Here is a 15,865-nt window from a genome sequence, read left to right on the forward strand (position 1 = left end):
GCTCTAAATCAGGATGAACCCGAATTGCCAGGAGACCGCCGATGACCGAAGCCGTGATTGTCTCCACCGCCCGCACGCCGATCGGCAAGGCCTATCGGGGCGCTCTCAACGCCACTGAAGGAGCGACCCTGCTCGGCCATGCCATCGGAGAAGCCGCTGTCCGCGCCGGGGTTGATCCACAGGAGATCGAGGACGTGGTGATGGGCGTGGCCATGCAGCAGGGCGCCACTGGCGGCAACATCGCCCGCAAGGCGCTGCTTCGCGCCGGGCTCCCCGTGACCGTCGCCGGCGCCACCATCGACCGCCAATGCGCCTCGGGCCTTCAGGCGATCGCGCTGGCCGCGCGTTCCGTCCTGTTCGACGGCGTCGGAATCGCGGTCGGCGGCGGCGGCGAGTCGATCAGCCTGGTGCAGAACGAGCACGCCAACACCTTTCACGCAGAGGATCCGGCGCTTCTGGAGATCAAGCGCGAGGTCTACATGCCCATGATCGACACCGCGGAAGTGGTCGCGAAGCGCTACGGCATCTCGCGCCAGGCGCAGGACGAATATGCGCTCGAAAGCCAGCGCCGCACCGCCGCCGCGCAGCAGGAGGGCCGATTCAAGGACGAACTGGCGCCGATCTCCACAAGAATGGCGATCGTCGACAAGGAAACCGGGAACGTCACGTTCAGGGACGTGACGCTGTCGCAGGACGAAGGTCCGCGTCCCGATACGTCGGCTGAAGGTCTCGCCGGGCTCAAGCCGGTTCGCGGCGAAGGCTGCACCATCACCGCCGGCAATGCCAGCCAGCTGTCGGACGGCGCGAGCGCGGCCGTGATCATGAGCGGCACGGAGGCGTCGAGGCGCGGCCTGAATCCGCTCGGCATCTTCCGCGGTTTCGTCTCAGCCGGCTGCGAGCCTGATGAAATGGGCATCGGCCCGGTGTTCGCGGTGCCGCGCCTTCTGAAACGACACGGCCTCACCGTGGGAGACATCGATCTTTGGGAGTTGAACGAAGCGTTCGCGGTGCAGGTGATCTATTGCCGCGACAGGCTGGGCATCGATCCCGAAAAACTCAACGTCGACGGCGGAGCGATCGCGGTCGGTCATCCCTACGGAATGTCGGGCGCGCGCCTTGCCGGTCATGCCCTGATCGAGGGACGCCGGCGCAAGGCGAAATATGCCGTGGTCACCATGTGCGTCGGCGGCGGCATGGGCGCGGCCGGCCTATTCGAGGTGCTTCAGTAAAGAGGCGCTCCGGTAAATTCCGGGATGCGCTCCCGCGCGTCCGACGACGCGTCAGACCAATATCAATAGAGCCCCGCTTCCAACTCTGTCGGAAGCGGAACGGCTCCGGGGCGATCGGCTTGGCCGTCTACTCCACCTCGATTTTGGTGATGGTCTTGTCAGTACCGGTTTTGGGATCGCCGCCGTCCTTGACGGAAAACTTCACCTTGTCGCCGGCGTGCACCGACTCCGACAGCTTGAGGTCGATCCTGAATTGCGTGGTTGCGCCTTCGGCTTCCGCCTTATCCTTGTTGTCCTTGTCCTTGTCCTTGTCCTTGTGCTTGTCCTCTTCGTCTTTGTCCTTGCTCTTGTCGTTCTTCTCCTCCCGGATCGCGATCGTGCCGTTGAGCCGGTTGACGACCGTCACCAGACCCTTGCGGGTCTCCGCCGATGGCGTTTGCTGGGTCGGTGGTGTTGCCTGAGCGGGAGCCGCTGCACCGACGATCGCGAGCAAGGAGCCGGCCAGAATCATCTTTGCCAGTATCATCTAGGGTCTTTCGGTTGCTGAACAGTCATGAAAACAGAGGGCGTTTCGTTCCCGGAGAGGCATTTCCGCCTCGCGGGAGGGGGCGGAGAAGTCGCGCCAGGCATCTTATCCTTATCGTCCGTCGAAGCGTGAATCAAAACGAAGGCACAAACTTGACCTTGGACAGGCAATCCGCTTGCCTTGCCACTCTGGCGCGTTGCGCCGCCGCCGCGAGCCCGCAAGTTCGAGAACAACGTCATGGTCACCCACGTCCTCGCCATTGATCAAGGCACCACATCGTCACGGGCCATCGTGTTTCGCGCCGACCTCACCGTCGCCGCGATCGCGCAGCAGGAATTCCCGCAGCACTTTCCGGCGTCGGGCTGGGTCGAACATGAGCCGGAAGACATCTGGACCTCGACCGTTGCAACCTGCCGGCAGGCGATGAAGAAGGCGGGCGTCACGCCGAAGGACATCGCCGCCATCGGCATCACCAATCAGCGGGAAACCACGGTGGTCTGGGACCGCGTCACCGGAAAGGCGGTGCGTCGCGCCATCGTGTGGCAGGACCGGCGCACTGCGGATGTCTGCGCGCGGCTGAAAGCCGAGGGTCATGAGCCCGCGATATCGGCGAAAACCGGCTTGATCATCGACCCCTATTTTTCCGGCACCAAGGTCGCCTGGATACTCGATTCGGTTCCGGGGGCGCGGGCGCGGGCGATGCGCGGTGAGCTGATGTTCGGGACCGTGGATTGTTATCTCTTGTGGCGGCTGACCGGCGGCAAGGTGCACGCGACCGACGCCACCAATGCGTCGCGCACCATGCTGTTCGACATTCACACCGGGCACTGGGATGACGCGCTCCTGGATATTCTCCGGATACCGCGTGCGATGCTGCCGGAGGTGAAGGATTCCTCGGCGCATTTCGGCGACAGCGCGCCTGAATTGTTCGGCGCGCCGATCGCGATCCGGGGCATCGCCGGCGATCAGCAGGCGGCGGTGGTGGGTCAGGCGTGCTTCACGCCCGGAATGATCAAGTCGACCTACGGCACCGGCTGCTTCGCGCTGCTCAACACCGGCGCGACGCCGGTCGCCTCGACCAACAAGCTGCTGACCACGATCGCCTATCAACTGAACGGCGAGCGTACCTACGCGCTGGAAGGTTCGATCTTCGTCGCCGGCTCGGCGGTGCAGTGGCTGCGGGACGGCCTGGGCCTCATCAAGAATGCTTCGGAGACGGAGCCGCTGGCGGAGCAGTCCGATCCCGTCCAATCGGTGTATCTTGTGCCGGCGTTCGTCGGCATGGGTGCGCCGTATTGGAACCCGAATGTGCGTGGCGCGCTGTTCGGACTGACCCGCAACACCGGGCCGGCGGAACTCGCTCACGCGGCGCTGGAAAGCGTCTGCTACCAGACATTTGATCTTTGGGAGGCGATGCGCGCCGATTGGCCGGCCGACGCCGCCGCGCACACCGTGCTGGGGGTCGACGGCGGCATGACGGCCTCCAACTGGACCATGCAGCGTCTCGCGGACCTGCTCGGGGTACCGGTCGACCGGCCGGTCATTCAGGAGACCACGGCGCTGGGCGCGGCGTACCTCGCGGGGCTCTCCGCGGGCGTTTATCCGGAGCCGTCGCGGTTCGCCGACAATTGGCGGCGTGACCGCTGTTTCAAGCCGGCCATGAGCGCCGAGACGCGTGCGCGGAAGCTCAAGGGATGGACAGCCGCGGTGCGTGGCGTGCTGGCGAGCGACGAGGGGTAAGGCGGGTATCCACGCGCGCCCGACAGGCGCGGCAAGGGAAGATCGCTCAAGTCCGTAAGGCGACCGCCGCCTTGCGGCGCAGTTGTCGGATTTCCTCGAAACGCGCGGTGACGTCACGCAGCACCGACGCGAGCCCGTTGATGCGGCCGCTCGCGTCCGTCAGCGGCACGATGGTGAATTCGAGCGAGATACGTCGGCCGTCCTTGTGAAGCGCGGGAACGGCGAGCACGTCGCCGTCGCTGTAGCGACTCCGCCCGGTCAGCATTACCTCGCGGTAGCCGGCCCAGTGCCGGGCGCGCTGGTTTTCCGGAATGATCAGATCGAGCGACTGGCCGGTCGCCTCATCCGCGCTATGGCCGAAAATCCTGACCGCGCCCGGATTCCACAACGTGATCGTGCCGTTGCGGTCGGTGGCGACGATCGCGTCCGCGGATGAATCGAGCAAGGCGGCGGCGATCGCGGATGCGTCCACGGTCAGCCCGCCCGCGCCGTGGTCTTGCGAAGCCGCAGATGGACCGCGCACTGGCAGCCCGGCGGATGATTGGCGACGTCGGCGGAGGCGTCGTTGGCGGGCGCGGGGACCGGCGTCGTTGCGGGCTTTCCGGAAGCATCCTGACCCGGAATGTAGTTGAGGATCGACGCCAGCCAGCGCTCGATCTCGGCGACCTCCATCCCTTTGCGCGCGGCATAGTCCTCGACCTGATCGCGCTCGATCTTGCCGACACCGAAATACTGACTCTCGGGATGGCTGTAATAGAGACCGGAGACCGAGGACCCCGGCCACATCGCAAAGCTCTCGGTCAGTTCGACGCCGGTCGCGCGCGTCGCGTCCAGCAGGCGGAACAGCGTGGCCTTCTCGGTATGGTCGGGCTGCGCCGGATAACCGGGTGCGGGGCGGATGCCGACATACTCTTCCCGGATGAGCTGATCGTTGGTCAACGCCTCATCCGGCGCGTAGCCCCAGAATTCCGTTCGCACGCGCTGATGCATCCGTTCCGCGAAGGCTTCCGCGAGGCGGTCGGCCAGCGCCTTCACCAGAATGGATGAATAGTCGTCATTGGCGTTCTTGAAGCGCGCCGCGATTTCATCCTCGCCGAGCCCGGCGGTGACGGCGAAACCGCCGATATAGTCGGCGATGCCGGTCTCCTTCGGCGCGATGAAGTCCGCCAGCGCGGCGTTGTGACGGCCCTCGCGCTTTTCAAGTTGCTGGCGCAGGGTGTGATAGGTCGCGATCTGCGTGGTGCGGCTTTCGTCGCTATAGACGGCGATATCGTCGCCGATGCGGTTGGCGGGCCAGAAGCCGATCACGCTAGAGGCGGTGAACCATTTCTCCTTGACGATCCGATCCAGCATCTTTCGCGCGTCGTCATAGAGGGCGCGGGCGGTTTCGCCCACCACCTTGTCGTCAAGGATCGCCGGAAAGCGTCCCGCCAACTCCCACACCTGGAAGAACGGGGTCCAGTCGATCACCTCCACCAGTTCCTCCAGCGGATAGTCGGCGAAGGCCTTGGTTCCGAGAAATGTCGGCTTGACCGGGCGGTAGCTGCTCCAGTCGATCGGCACCGCGTTGGCGCGGGCGGCCGCGAGCGGCAGCCGTTTCTTGTCCTGCTGGGCGCGGAAATGCGCCGCGGAAATCTTGGCGTATTCGGCGCGCACGCCGGCCGCGTAAGCCTCCCGCCGCTCCGGCGACATCAGCGAGGCGACGACGCCGACGGCGCGGCTGGCGTCATTGACATGGATCACCGGACCATTGCGATAGTTGGGATCGATCTTCACGGCGGTATGGACGCGGCTGGTGGTCGCGCCGCCGATCAGGAGCGGCAGGTTGAGCCCCTGACGCTCAAGCTCCGCCGCGAAATAGCCCATCTCGTCCAGCGACGGCGTGATCAGGCCGGAGAGGCCGACGATATCGGCTTTCTCAGCCTTCGCCGTCTCGATGATCTTGGCGGCCGGCACCATCACGCCGAGGTCGATCACCTCGTAGTTGTTGCACTGAAGCACGATGCCGACGATGTTCTTGCCGATATCGTGGACGTCGCCCTTGACGGTGGCGAGCAGGATCTTGCCGGCGGAGGTGCTGCCCGCGCCCTCGATGCCGGCGGCCTGATTGCGCGCCTTTTCCTCTTCCATGAACGGCATCAGATAAGCGACCGCGTGCTTCATCACCCGCGCCGACTTCACCACCTGCGGCAAGAACATCTTGCCGTCGCCGAACAGGTCGCCGACCACGTTCATGCCGGCCATCAGCGGTCCTTCGATCACCGACAGCGGACGATCGGCCGACTTCCGCGCTTCCTCGGTGTCCTGTTCGATATATTCGGTGATGCCGTTGACCAGCGCGTGGCTTAAGCGTTTCTCCACCGGCCATTCGCGCCAGGAGAGGTCGGCCTCCTTGGCCTGCTTGCCTTGCCCGCGGAATTTTTCCGCGAGATTGAGCAGCCGTTCGCCCGCGTCGGGATCGCGGTTGAGGACCACATCCTCACAAACCTGCCGAAGCTCCGGATCGATGTCGTCATAGATGACCATCTGCCCGGCATTGACGATTCCTAGGTCCATGCCGGCCTTGATGGCGTGATAGAGGAACACCGAGTGCATCGCCTCGCGCACCGGCTCGTTGCCGCGGAACGAGAACGACAGGTTGGAGACGCCGCCCGAGATGTGCGCGTGCGGCAGGTTCTGGCGGATCCAGCGCGTCGCCTCGATGAAATCGACGCCGTAGTTGTTGTGCTCCTCGAGACCCGTCGCGATGGCGAAGATGTTCGGGTCGAAGATGATGTCTTCCGGCGGAAAGCCGACCTGTTCGACGAGGATGTCGTAGGCGCGCTTGCAGATTTCCATCTTGCGCTGGCAGGTATCGGCCTGCCCTTGCTCGTCGAACGCCATCACCACGACGGCCGCGCCGTGGCGGCGGGCGATCCGCGCCTCGTGCAGAAACTTCTCCTCGCCTTCCTTGAGCGAGATCGAGTTCACCACCGGCTTGCCCTGCAGGCATTTCAGCCCGGCCTCGATCACGGAGAACTTGGAGGAGTCGACCATCACGGGCACGCGCGCGATGTCCGGCTCCGCCGCGATCAGGTTGAGGAAGGTGACCATCGCCGCTTCCGAATCCAGCAGGCCTTCGTCCATGTTGACGTCGATGATCTGGGCGCCGTTCTCGACCTGGTTGCGCGCCACGTCGAGGGCGGCGGCATAGTCCCCGGCCTTGATCAGGTTGCGGAATTTGGCTGAGCCCGTGACGTTGGTGCGCTCGCCGACATTGACGAAGGGAATGTCGGAGGTCAGCGAGAACGGCTCCAGCCCCGACAGCCGCAACCGCGGCTCGATCACCGGCACGACGCGCGGCTTGTGCGGCGCGACGGCTGCCGCGATCGCCGCGATATGATCCGGCGTGGTGCCGCAGCAACCGCCGACGACGTTGACGAGGCCGGCCTGCGCGAACTCGCCGATCAGCCGCGCCATGTAATCGGGGCTTTCGTCGTACTCGCCGAACTCGTTGGGCAGGCCCGCGTTCGGATAGGCGCATACCAGCGTATCGGCGACGCGGCCGATCTCGGCGACGTGCGCGCGCAGGTCTTCGGCGCCGAGCGCGCAGTTGAAGCCGATGGTGATCGGCCCCGCGTGCCGCACCGAGTGCCAGAACGCCTCGGGCAACTGGCCTGACAGCAGGCGGCCGGACTTGTCGGTGATGGTTCCCGAGACCATTACCGGAATGTCGATACCGCGCTGTTCGCCGATTTCGGCGATGGCGTACAGCGCCGCCTTGGCGTTCAGCGTGTCGAAGATGGTTTCGACCAGCAGCAGATCGGCGCCGCCGTCGAGCAGGCCGTTGATCTGTTCGCCATAGGACTTGCGCAGGTCGTCGAAGGTCACCGCCCGGTATCCGGGGTTCGCGACGTCCGGCGAGATCGACGCGGTGCGGTTGGTCGGGCCGATGGCGCCGACGACGAAGCGCGGCTTGCCGTCCTCGGCGCTGACTTTCTCCGCGGCCGAGCGCGCGAGCTTCGCGCCCTCGCGATTGAGTTCGTACACGAGATCCGACATATCATAGTCGGCCTGCGCGATCGAGGTCGATGAAAACGTGTTGGTGGCGACGAGGTCGGCGCCGGCGCGCAGGTATTGCGCGTGGATGTCCTCGATCGCTTGCGGCTGGGTGAGGATGAGAAGGTCGTTGTTGCCGCGCACGTCGCGGTGAAAATTCTTGAACCGCTCGCCGCGGAATGCGGCTTCGTCGAATCCCCGATTCTGGATCATGGTGCCCATGGCGCCGTCGAGCACCAGAATGCGTTCGCGAGCGAGGGCGCGGAATTTGTCGGCGATGGTGTTCGAACTTTTTGTCACGCGTGTCATCCTGCGATCGTCACGCCCGCGGTTGTCGCGAGCAACTGTGGCTTGGGCGGAGGATCAAGATTACGCCGCCTTCTGGGCGGCGTCGGGTCGGATGCCGAGCAGATGGCAGATCGCGAACACCAGGTCGGCGCGGTTCATGGTGTAGAAGTGAAATGTATCGACGCCTCGCTTGGCGAGCTTCTGAACCTGCCCGGCCGCGACCGTCGCCGCGATCAGCTTGCGCGTTTCCGGATCCTCATCGAGGCCTTCGAATTTTTCGGCGAGCCAGGCCGGAACCGTGGTGCCCGCCTTGGTCACGAAGGCCCTCGCCTGCTTGAAATTATGCATCGGCATGATGCCAGGCACGATCGGAATATCGATGCCGCGCGCGCGGACGCGATCGAGATAGCGAAGATAGAGGTTGTTGTCGAAAAAGACCTGGGTGATGGCGCGGGTCGCGCCGGCATCGACCTTGGCCTTGAGCACGTCGATGTCGGTATCGATGTCGGGGCTTTCGGGATGCTTCTCCGGATAGGCCGAGACGGAAATCTCGATGTCGCCATGCCGCCGCTTGATGCCGGCGACGAGGTCGGCGGACGTGCGATAGCCTTCGGGGTGGGTGCTGTAGGCCGTGCCGATGCCACCCGGAGGATCTCCGCGAAGCGCAACGATATGGCGGACGCCGATGTCGCGATAGCGGCTCACGATCTCGTCGATTTCTCCGCGCGGCGCGCCGACGCAGGTGAGATGCGCGGCGGGACGAAGCCGGGTATCCGACAGGATGCGCGCGATGGTCGAATGGGTGCGCTCGCGGGTCGAGCCGCCGGCCCCGTAAGTCACGGAGACAAAGCTCGGATCGAGAGGCGCGAGGCGGGTAATGGTGCCCCAAAGATTGCGCTCCATCTCCTCGGTCTTGGGCGGAAAGAACTCGAACGAAATCGTGGGTCTTTTTCGCGCACCGAGGCCGTCATGAGCCGGAGCGAAAGCGTCTGTCATGGCTCGAAAAACTCCACTGCATCTGTCGCGTCGTGCCCGCGTCACGGCTGTCGGCCGAGAAACGCCGGGAGTCGGCCCTGCCATTCGCGGCACGGCGTTCCCACCAGCGTAGCCCATTATTAGCCGCACCTAAGATGGGAAGTAGCCCACCATCCTCACAAATATGGATAACGGCGTCCGTATGTGCCGCACGGTGGGCGGCTGCAAGGCGAATACTACATTGAATTGTTTAATAAAAATAACTTTTTGGCGTTGGGATATCAAATTTGAAACGGCTTTTGTGCAATTCTGCCCAACACAAAAGGCGGCGAAACGCCCGAAACTTGATCAATCCGCCCGTTCGCGGAACGTCGCGCGGAACGGATGAGCCGGATAAACGCCCACGATGCGAAGCTCTTTTGAAAAGAACTTCAACTCCTCCAGCGCGAATGCGAGGCCGCGATCGTTCGGGTGGCCTTCGACATCCGCATAGAACTGGGTGGCGAGGAAATTGCCATCGACCATGTAGCTTTCGAGCTTGGTCATGTTGACGCTGTTGGTGGCGAAGCCTCCCATCGCTTTATAGAGCGCGGCTGGCAGGTTGCGCACCTGGAAGATGAAACTGGTGACCAGCGGCCCGGATCCCTGCCGGGCCCAGTCGGCCTCTCGCGCAAGCACCACGAAACGCGTGGTGTTGTGATCCTCGTCCTCGACGTTCTCGGCAAGAATATCGAGATGATGGATTTGCGAGGCCAGACGCGAGGCGAGCGCCGCGCAGCTCGTGTCGCCGCGTTCGGCGACAAGACGGGCGGCCCCGGCGGTATCGCCCGAGACGATCGGCCGGATGCCAAGCTTGCGGATGATGCGGCGGCATTGCCCGAGGGCGTGAACGTGACTTTCGACGGTCTTGATATCCGCGAGCCTTGCGCCGCGCGGCGCCATCAGCTGATGGCGGACCGGCAGGAAGTATTCGCCGACGATGAACAGCCCGGATTGCGGTAGCAGGTGATGAATGTCGGCGACCCGGCCGGCTACCGAATTCTCGATCGGGATCATGCCGAGATCGGCTTCGCCCGACGTGATCGCGGCGAGGGCGTCCTCGAAGGTCGCGCAGGGTAGCGGTTCGGCATCGGGATAGGCTTCCGCGATGGCGATATGGGAGTTCGCGCCGGGCTCGCCCTGGAATACGATCTTCATGGTCCTGGTCATCAGCTGTTCTATCAGCGCGCCGGATGTTCGCCAGAGGCTGAACAGGCGATGATCTGGCGGGCGGTTTCGAGGTCGGTCGCGGTATCGACGCCACGCGGCACGTCGTCCACGATCATGATGTCAATCCGCATTCCGCCTTCCAGCGCCCGCAATTGCTCAAGCCGTTCCTGTTGCTCGAGAGGCGAGGGCGGCAGCTCGATAAAGCGTTGCAAGGCCTCGCGGCGATACGCGTAAAGCCCGACATGGTGATAGCGCGGGCCCTCGCCATGCGGGGCGGTGGCGCGGGTGAAATAAAGCGCGCGCAGCCGCCGCGGGCCGATCGGGGATCCGACAGCCTTGACCACGTTCGGGTTGGCGGCTTCCTCTTCCGTATGGATTTCGGCGGCCAGCGTCGCGATATCGACCGCGTTATCGGCCAGCGGCTGGAGCACCTCGCGGATCGTGCCCGGACGGATGGTCGGGAAGTCGCCCTGGAGGTTGACGACCGTATCGATCCGTCCTTCGGGATCCAGTTTGCCCAGCGCCTCGAAAACGCGGTCGGACCCGGAGGGATGATCGGCGCGCGTCATGATGGCCTCGCCGCCATGGGCCGTCACGGCGGTCGCGATGTCGGACGTGTCGGTGGCGACGGCGACGCGCCCGATGCCGGCGGCCTCGGCCCGCCGCAGGACATGGACGATCATCGGCAGGCCGCCGATATCCAGCAATGGCTTGCCTGGAAGTCGGGTCGCCGCCATGCGGGCAGGTATCAGCACGAGGGTGCGGTTCTCGGTCATCGATCGGGGAAGATACGGAATTGGCGCAGGTTCTTAGAATCTGCGGCATTTATACGGGTTGTCAGACCGGCGGCAAACCGTTATCTCGTTCTGCCGCCTCCGCGAGGACGTCTCGGCGGCGTTTCCGTGGTCGTTCAGCCGGCCGTGCGGTCGACTTTCGAGCGTGGAGCCTTGCCGCGAATGGACTCCCTCGATGATCAATAAATTTATTGGTGCGGTTCTGGGCACCTGCCTCGTTTTGCTGGTCATGAATTTAATCGCGCGGGCGGTTTTCGCGCCGGCCGTGCCGGCGAAGCCGGGCTATAAAATCGACGTCAAGGAAGAGCCGGCGGCCGTTCAGAAGGACGACAAGCCGGTGGCCGCGAGCAAGGCTGCGGCCGCAAGTAAGGAAGCCGACGTCGCGGCGGCGGTGTCGCTGGGGAAGAGGCTGCAAGCCGCTTCGGCCGAGAACGGCGCTGTCGTCGCCAAGAAATGCGCCGCCTGCCATACCTTCGAGAAGGGCGGACCGAACCGCGTCGGCCCTAATCTTTACGGCATCGTCGGCGAGCCGCGCGGCCAGGGTCATGACTTCAATTTCTCGGCGGCCATGAAGGCCAAGGGCGGCACCTGGACGCTCGATGAACTGGACAAGTTTCTGGCCAACCCGAAGGAATACATTCCGGGGACGGCGATGTCTTTTGTCGGCGTTCCGAAGGACAGCGACCGTGCCGACCTCATTGCCTATCTGCGCAAGAATTCCGACAAGCCATAGAGCCTCGCTTTCGATGGAATCAGAAGCGAGGCTCTATGATCTTGTTTTGACGCGTTTTCTTCACGCGAACCGGTTTCCACTTCGCTCGAAAACGCTATAGCCGCTGCCGTGTAGTCGCGCTGCATGGCGTCGCCAACAGTTGGCGGGAGTTTCCAGAGCCGCTCATTTTGTCGTCTACCCACGCTTGACTGGTGGGTTTCGCCGCACAAGTTCGAGAGGTGGGGTGGCGTCATCCCTGAAAACCGACATAATCCGCCGAAACACTGCGCGCCTGAAGTTGCGCCCGGAGCGCGATCGGCTTCTTGCGTCGATTGCGCTTCCGGTGCGCTTCCAGATTGAATGTGGATGATCTCGCGCTGGCCGGTCCTGCTGAGGCGCATCCGGTACGGGAGCCTTTCCGCTTCTGATGGAATCGGAGGCGCGGCTCCATTATTCTGATCTGACGCGTGTTCTTCACGCGAACCGGTGCCCGCTTCGCTCGAAAACGCTATAACTCGCCCTGACAGTTCGCAGGAATATTCGCATTGGCCTTCACACGACGACGACTTCTCCATGGCGGAGCCCTGATCGCAGCCGCCCCCGCAATCAAAGTCCTGACCGGCGCTTCCTCGATCCAGGCTGCTCATGCGCAGGCCGCACCGGCCGGCCTGAAATGGCGGCACGGACTTTCGCTGTTCGGCGAGGTGAAATATCCGGAAGGCTTCAAGCATTTCGATTACGTCAATCCGGACGCGCCCAAAGGCGGTCTGGTGCGGCAGATCGCGATCGGGACCTTCGACAATTTCAACCCTGTCGTGTCGGGAGTGAAGGGTTCGATCGCATCGGAAGTGCGGCTGGTCTATGAAGCGTTGACGGCTCCCTCCCTGGACGAGGTTTCAACGGAATACGGCGCGCTGGCCGAGTCGGTCGCTTATCCCGATGATTTTTCCTTCGTGGTCTACCGGCTGCGGGCGGAGGCGAAGTGGCACGACGGCAAGCCGGTCACGCCCGACGACGTGATTTTCTCGCTCAACGTGCTGAAGAAGCATCATCCGTTCTATGGAGCCTATTACCGTCACATCACCAAGGTGGAGAAAACCGGCGAGCGGGACGTGACCTTCACCTTCGATGCGCCGGGCAACCGCGAACTGCCGCAGATCGTCGGGCAACTGATGGTGCTTCCGAAGCACTGGTGGGAAGGCACCGATGATGCGGGCAGGAAGCGCGATATTTCCGCGACCACGCTGGAGCCGCCGCTCGGCAGCGGCCCCTACAGGATCAAGCGTTTCGACGCGGCGCGCTCGGTGACTCTCGAGCGGGTCAAGGATTACTGGGGCCGCGATCTCAATTTCAGTATCGGACACAACAATTTCGACGAGCTGCGCTATGAGTATTTCCGCGACGGCACGGTCGCGCTGGAAGCCTTCAAAGGCGATCAGGTCGACTGGCGCACCGAAAACAGCGCCAAGAACTGGGCCACGGCTTACGATTTTCCGGCGGTGAAGGACGGCCGCGTCATTCTGGAGGAATTCCCCAATCGCAATGCCGGCGTGATGCAGGCGTTCGCTCTCAACATCCGCCGCGACAAGTTCAGGGATCCTCGCGTGCGGCGGGCGCTGAACTTTGCGTTCAATTTCGAGGAAATGAACAAGCAGCTGTTCTACGGTCAGTACAAGCGCATCAACAGCTATTTCGAGGGTACCGAACTGGCGTCGAGCGGCCTGCCCGAGGGCAGGGAGCTTGAAATCCTTGAAACCGTTCGCGCCGAGGTGCCGGCCGAAGTGTTCACCACGCCTTACAGCAATCCGGTCGGCGGCAACCCCAAGGCGGTTCGCAACAATCTCCGCGAGGGCATGAAGCTCTTCAAGGAGGCGGGATTTGAGGTGCGCAACCACAAGCTGGTGGACGGAAAAACCGGCGCGCCGTTCGAACTGGAGTTATTGTCGGAAGCTCCAAGCACCGAGCGCATCATGCTGTTCTACAAGCCGTCGCTGGAGCGCATGGGCATTACCGTCAGCGTTCGGACCGTCGATTCGACACAGTACGAGAATCGGATGAGAAGCTGGGACTTCGACGTCGTCGGCAATCTCTGGATCGAGTCGCTGTCACCCGGTAATGAGCAGAGGGAGTTCTGGGGTTCGCAGGCCGCGGACATGCCGGGCTCGCGCAACGTCGTCGGCATCAAGAATCCCGCCGTCGACAAGCTGATCGAGCGCGTGATCTTCGCGAAGGACCGCGCCGACCTCGTGGCAGCCACCAAGGCGCTCGACCGCGTGCTGTTATGGAATCACTACGTGGTGCCGCAATTCACCTATCCGTTCCATCGCACGGCCCGCTGGGATCGCTTTGGCCGGCCGGAAAAAATGCCGAAGTACGGCCTTTCCGCCTTTCCAACGCTGTGGTGGCATGATGCCGGCAAGGCGGCGGGCAAGCGATCTTGAGGAGCAGCGCAAGGATGAGTCGGCCCAGCCGTCGGCAGGTGTTCGGTCTTGGGATCGGTGCGGCAGGCGCGGCATGGCTGCGGCCGGCCGTCGCCGTGGCCGCGAACGGCGCGGAGCCGAACCCGCATGGCGAATCCCAAGGCCAATCTCACGGCATGTCGGCCTTCGGGGACCTGAAATATCCGGCTGATTTTCACCACTTCGATTACGTCAATCCGGACGCGCCGAAGGGCGGGCTGTTCGCGACCATTCCGTCGAGCCGCGCTTTCAATCAATCGTTCCAGACCTTCAACTCGCTCAACGCCTTTATCCTGAAGGGCGACGGCGCGCAGGGCATGGGGATGACGTTCACGTCGCTGATGGCGCGCGCCGGTGACGAGCCCGATGCGATGTATGGCCTGGCGGCGAAATCGGTTCGCATCTCGGCCGATGGCCTGACCTACCGCTTCACGATGCGGCCGGAGGCGCGGTTTCATGACGGACAAAAAATTACCGCGCGCGATGCCGCCTTTTCCCTGATGGTCCTGAAGACCAAGGGTCATCCCCTGATCACGCAGCAGGTGCGCGACATGGTGAAGGCGGAAGCGCCCGACGACGCGACGCTCGTGGTGACCTTCGCCGCGAAACGCGGTCGGGATGTGCCTTTGTTCGTCGCCGGCCTGCCGATCTTTTCGCAAGCCTATTACACGGCGCGCCCGTTCGATGAAACGACGCTCGACGTTCCGCTCGGCAGCGGGCCGTACAAGGTCGGCCGGTTCGAGGCAAATCGTTTCATCGAATTCGATCGCGTGAAGGATTGGTGGGGCGCGGACCTTCCGGTGTGCCGCGGCGCTTACAACTTCGATACGGTGCGATTCGATTTCTACCGCGACCGTGATGTGGCGTTCGAGGGCTTCACCGGCCGCAGTTATCTGTACCGCGAGGAGTTCACCTCCCGCATCTGGAATACGCGCTATGATTTCCCGGCGATGACCGACGGCCGCGTCAAGCGCGAGCAATTGCCGGACGAGACGCCGTCCGGCGCGCAGGGCTGGTTCATCAACACCCGCCGCGACAAGTTCAAGGATCCTCGCGTCCGCGAAGCGCTCGACTGCGCCTTCGATTTCGAGTGGACCAACAAGTCCATCATGTACGGCGCCTATGTGCGGACGGTATCGCCTTTCCAGAATTCCGATCTGATGGCGAGCGGTCCGCCGTCGCAGGAGGAGGTGGCGTTGCTGGAGCCCTTCCGCGGCAAGGTGCCGGATGAAGTGTTCGGCAATCCCTACACTCCGCTCGTCTCGGACGGATCGGGACAGGACCGCAAGCAGTTGCGCAGGGCCGCGCAACTGCTCGACGAGGCAGGCTTTCATATCAAGGACAGGAAGCGGATGACCCCGCGGGGCGAGGTCTTCCGCCTCGAATTCCTGCTCGATGAGCCGGCCTTCCAGGCTCACCACATGCCCTATATCAAGAATCTCCAGACCCTCGGCATCGAGGCGACGCTGCGGCTCGTGGACCCGGTTCAGTCGCGCTCGCGGCGCGACGACTTCGATTTCGACATCATCATCGAACGTTTCAGTTTCTCGACCATTCCAGGCGATTCGCTGCGGCCGTTCTTTTCGTCGCGCGCGGCGGCGACCAAGGGCTCGAACAACCTGGCGGGCATCGCCGATCCCGCGATCGATGCGCTGATGGAGCAGGTCATCGTCGCCGACACCCGCGCCAGGCTCGTCTTCGCGGCGCGCGCGCTGGATCGCGTGATTCGCGCCGGCCGCTATTGGGTGCCGCAATGGTATTCGAACACGCACCGGCTGGCCTATTGGGATGTGTTCGCCCATCCGCCGAGCCTGCCGAAATACCTCGGCGTCATGGCGCCTGATATCTGGTGGTCGACACAGGCCCGGCCGGCATCATCCGGGCAGGCGGGATAA

At 63.6% G+C, this 15,865-nt stretch carries 11 protein-coding genes; 5 read left to right on the forward strand and 6 right to left on the reverse strand.

Annotation, left to right across the window (positions count from 1 at the left end; genetic code table 11):
- The first annotated feature begins 41 nt into the window (after nucleotides 1-41).
- Nucleotides 42-1,229: an acetyl-CoA C-acyltransferase gene (locus tag NWI_RS01470; RefSeq protein ID WP_011313612.1), complete on the forward strand. Its 1,188-nt coding sequence runs from the start codon at nucleotides 42-44 to the stop codon at nucleotides 1,227-1,229.
- A gap of 127 nt (nucleotides 1,230-1,356) precedes the next feature.
- Here the strand turns inward: NWI_RS01470 and NWI_RS01475 are convergent, their stop codons facing one another.
- The gene (locus NWI_RS01475) at nucleotides 1,357-1,755 is read right to left on the reverse strand and encodes a hypothetical protein (RefSeq protein WP_011313613.1); all 399 of its coding nucleotides are present in this window, start codon (nucleotides 1,753-1,755) and stop codon (nucleotides 1,357-1,359) included.
- Nucleotides 1,756-1,992: 237 nt separating this feature from the next.
- Here NWI_RS01475 and glpK point away from each other — a divergent pair, with 237 nt between their 5' ends.
- Nucleotides 1,993-3,495 (forward strand): glycerol kinase GlpK, encoded by a 1,503-nt coding sequence (gene glpK / locus NWI_RS01480; RefSeq protein ID WP_041345290.1) that lies wholly within the window; start codon nucleotides 1,993-1,995, stop codon nucleotides 3,493-3,495.
- Nucleotides 3,496-3,541: 46 nt separating this feature from the next.
- Here the strand turns inward: glpK and NWI_RS01485 are convergent, their stop codons facing one another.
- The 5 genes from NWI_RS01485 to NWI_RS01505 form a co-directional block, all read right to left on the reverse strand.
- Nucleotides 3,542-3,967, reverse strand: coding sequence for a PAS domain-containing protein (locus tag NWI_RS01485; RefSeq protein WP_011313615.1), 426 nt, complete (start codon nucleotides 3,965-3,967; stop codon nucleotides 3,542-3,544).
- 2 nt (nucleotides 3,968-3,969) lie between these two features.
- Nucleotides 3,970-7,842 carry a methionine synthase gene (metH, locus tag NWI_RS01490; RefSeq protein WP_011313616.1) on the reverse strand — a complete coding sequence of 1,291 codons (3,873 nt, stop codon included), beginning with the start codon at nucleotides 7,840-7,842 and terminating at the stop codon, nucleotides 3,970-3,972.
- A gap of 60 nt (nucleotides 7,843-7,902) precedes the next feature.
- A complete protein-coding gene (gene metF, locus NWI_RS01495; RefSeq protein ID WP_041344647.1) occupies nucleotides 7,903-8,817 on the reverse strand; it encodes a methylenetetrahydrofolate reductase [NAD(P)H] in 915 nt (304 codons plus the stop codon).
- Nucleotides 8,818-9,144: 327 nt separating this feature from the next.
- On the reverse strand, nucleotides 9,145-10,005 hold the full coding sequence (locus tag NWI_RS01500) for a prephenate dehydratase (protein WP_011313618.1): 861 nt from the start codon (nucleotides 10,003-10,005) through the stop codon (nucleotides 9,145-9,147).
- Between the two features lie 11 nt (nucleotides 10,006-10,016).
- A complete protein-coding gene (locus NWI_RS01505) occupies nucleotides 10,017-10,781 on the reverse strand; it encodes a 3-deoxy-manno-octulosonate cytidylyltransferase (protein WP_011313619.1) in 765 nt (254 codons plus the stop codon).
- A gap of 193 nt (nucleotides 10,782-10,974) precedes the next feature.
- Here NWI_RS01505 and NWI_RS01510 point away from each other — a divergent pair, with 193 nt between their 5' ends.
- The 3 genes from NWI_RS01510 to NWI_RS01525 all read left to right on the forward strand — a co-directional run bounded on the left by NWI_RS01510 (nucleotide 10,975) and on the right by NWI_RS01525 (nucleotide 15,865).
- Nucleotides 10,975-11,532 (forward strand): c-type cytochrome, encoded by a 558-nt coding sequence (locus tag NWI_RS01510; protein WP_011313620.1) that lies wholly within the window; start codon nucleotides 10,975-10,977, stop codon nucleotides 11,530-11,532.
- Nucleotides 11,533-12,056: 524 nt separating this feature from the next.
- Nucleotides 12,057-13,952: an extracellular solute-binding protein gene (locus NWI_RS01520; RefSeq protein WP_011313621.1), complete on the forward strand. Its 1,896-nt coding sequence runs from the start codon at nucleotides 12,057-12,059 to the stop codon at nucleotides 13,950-13,952.
- 14 nt (nucleotides 13,953-13,966) lie between these two features.
- Complete coding sequence (locus NWI_RS01525) at nucleotides 13,967-15,865, forward strand: extracellular solute-binding protein (RefSeq protein WP_011313622.1); 1,899 nt, start codon at nucleotides 13,967-13,969, stop codon at nucleotides 15,863-15,865.

Source organism: Nitrobacter winogradskyi Nb-255, assembly GCF_000012725.1.
Taxonomy (GTDB): Bacteria; Pseudomonadota; Alphaproteobacteria; order Rhizobiales; family Xanthobacteraceae; genus Nitrobacter; species Nitrobacter winogradskyi.

Excerpts from the sequence above, each read along its gene's own strand:
- NWI_RS01505 (WP_011313619.1), bottom strand. The coding sequence starts at position 10,781 with ATGACCGAGAACCGCACCCTCGTGCTGATACCTGCCCGCATGGCGGCG.
- glpK (WP_041345290.1), top strand. The coding sequence starts at position 1,993 with ATGGTCACCCACGTCCTCGCCATTGATCAAGGCACCACATCGTCACGG.
- NWI_RS01470 (WP_011313612.1), top strand. The coding sequence starts at position 42 with ATGACCGAAGCCGTGATTGTCTCCACCGCCCGCACGCCGATCGGCAAG.
- NWI_RS01510 (WP_011313620.1), top strand. The coding sequence starts at position 10,975 with ATGATCAATAAATTTATTGGTGCGGTTCTGGGCACCTGCCTCGTTTTG.
- NWI_RS01475 (WP_011313613.1), bottom strand. The coding sequence starts at position 1,755 with ATGATACTGGCAAAGATGATTCTGGCCGGCTCCTTGCTCGCGATCGTC.
- metH (WP_011313616.1), bottom strand. The coding sequence starts at position 7,842 with ATGACACGCGTGACAAAAAGTTCGAACACCATCGCCGACAAATTCCGC.
- NWI_RS01525 (WP_011313622.1), top strand. The coding sequence starts at position 13,967 with ATGAGTCGGCCCAGCCGTCGGCAGGTGTTCGGTCTTGGGATCGGTGCG.
- NWI_RS01500 (WP_011313618.1), bottom strand. The coding sequence starts at position 10,005 with ATGACCAGGACCATGAAGATCGTATTCCAGGGCGAGCCCGGCGCGAAC.
- metF (WP_041344647.1), bottom strand. The coding sequence starts at position 8,817 with ATGACAGACGCTTTCGCTCCGGCTCATGACGGCCTCGGTGCGCGAAAA.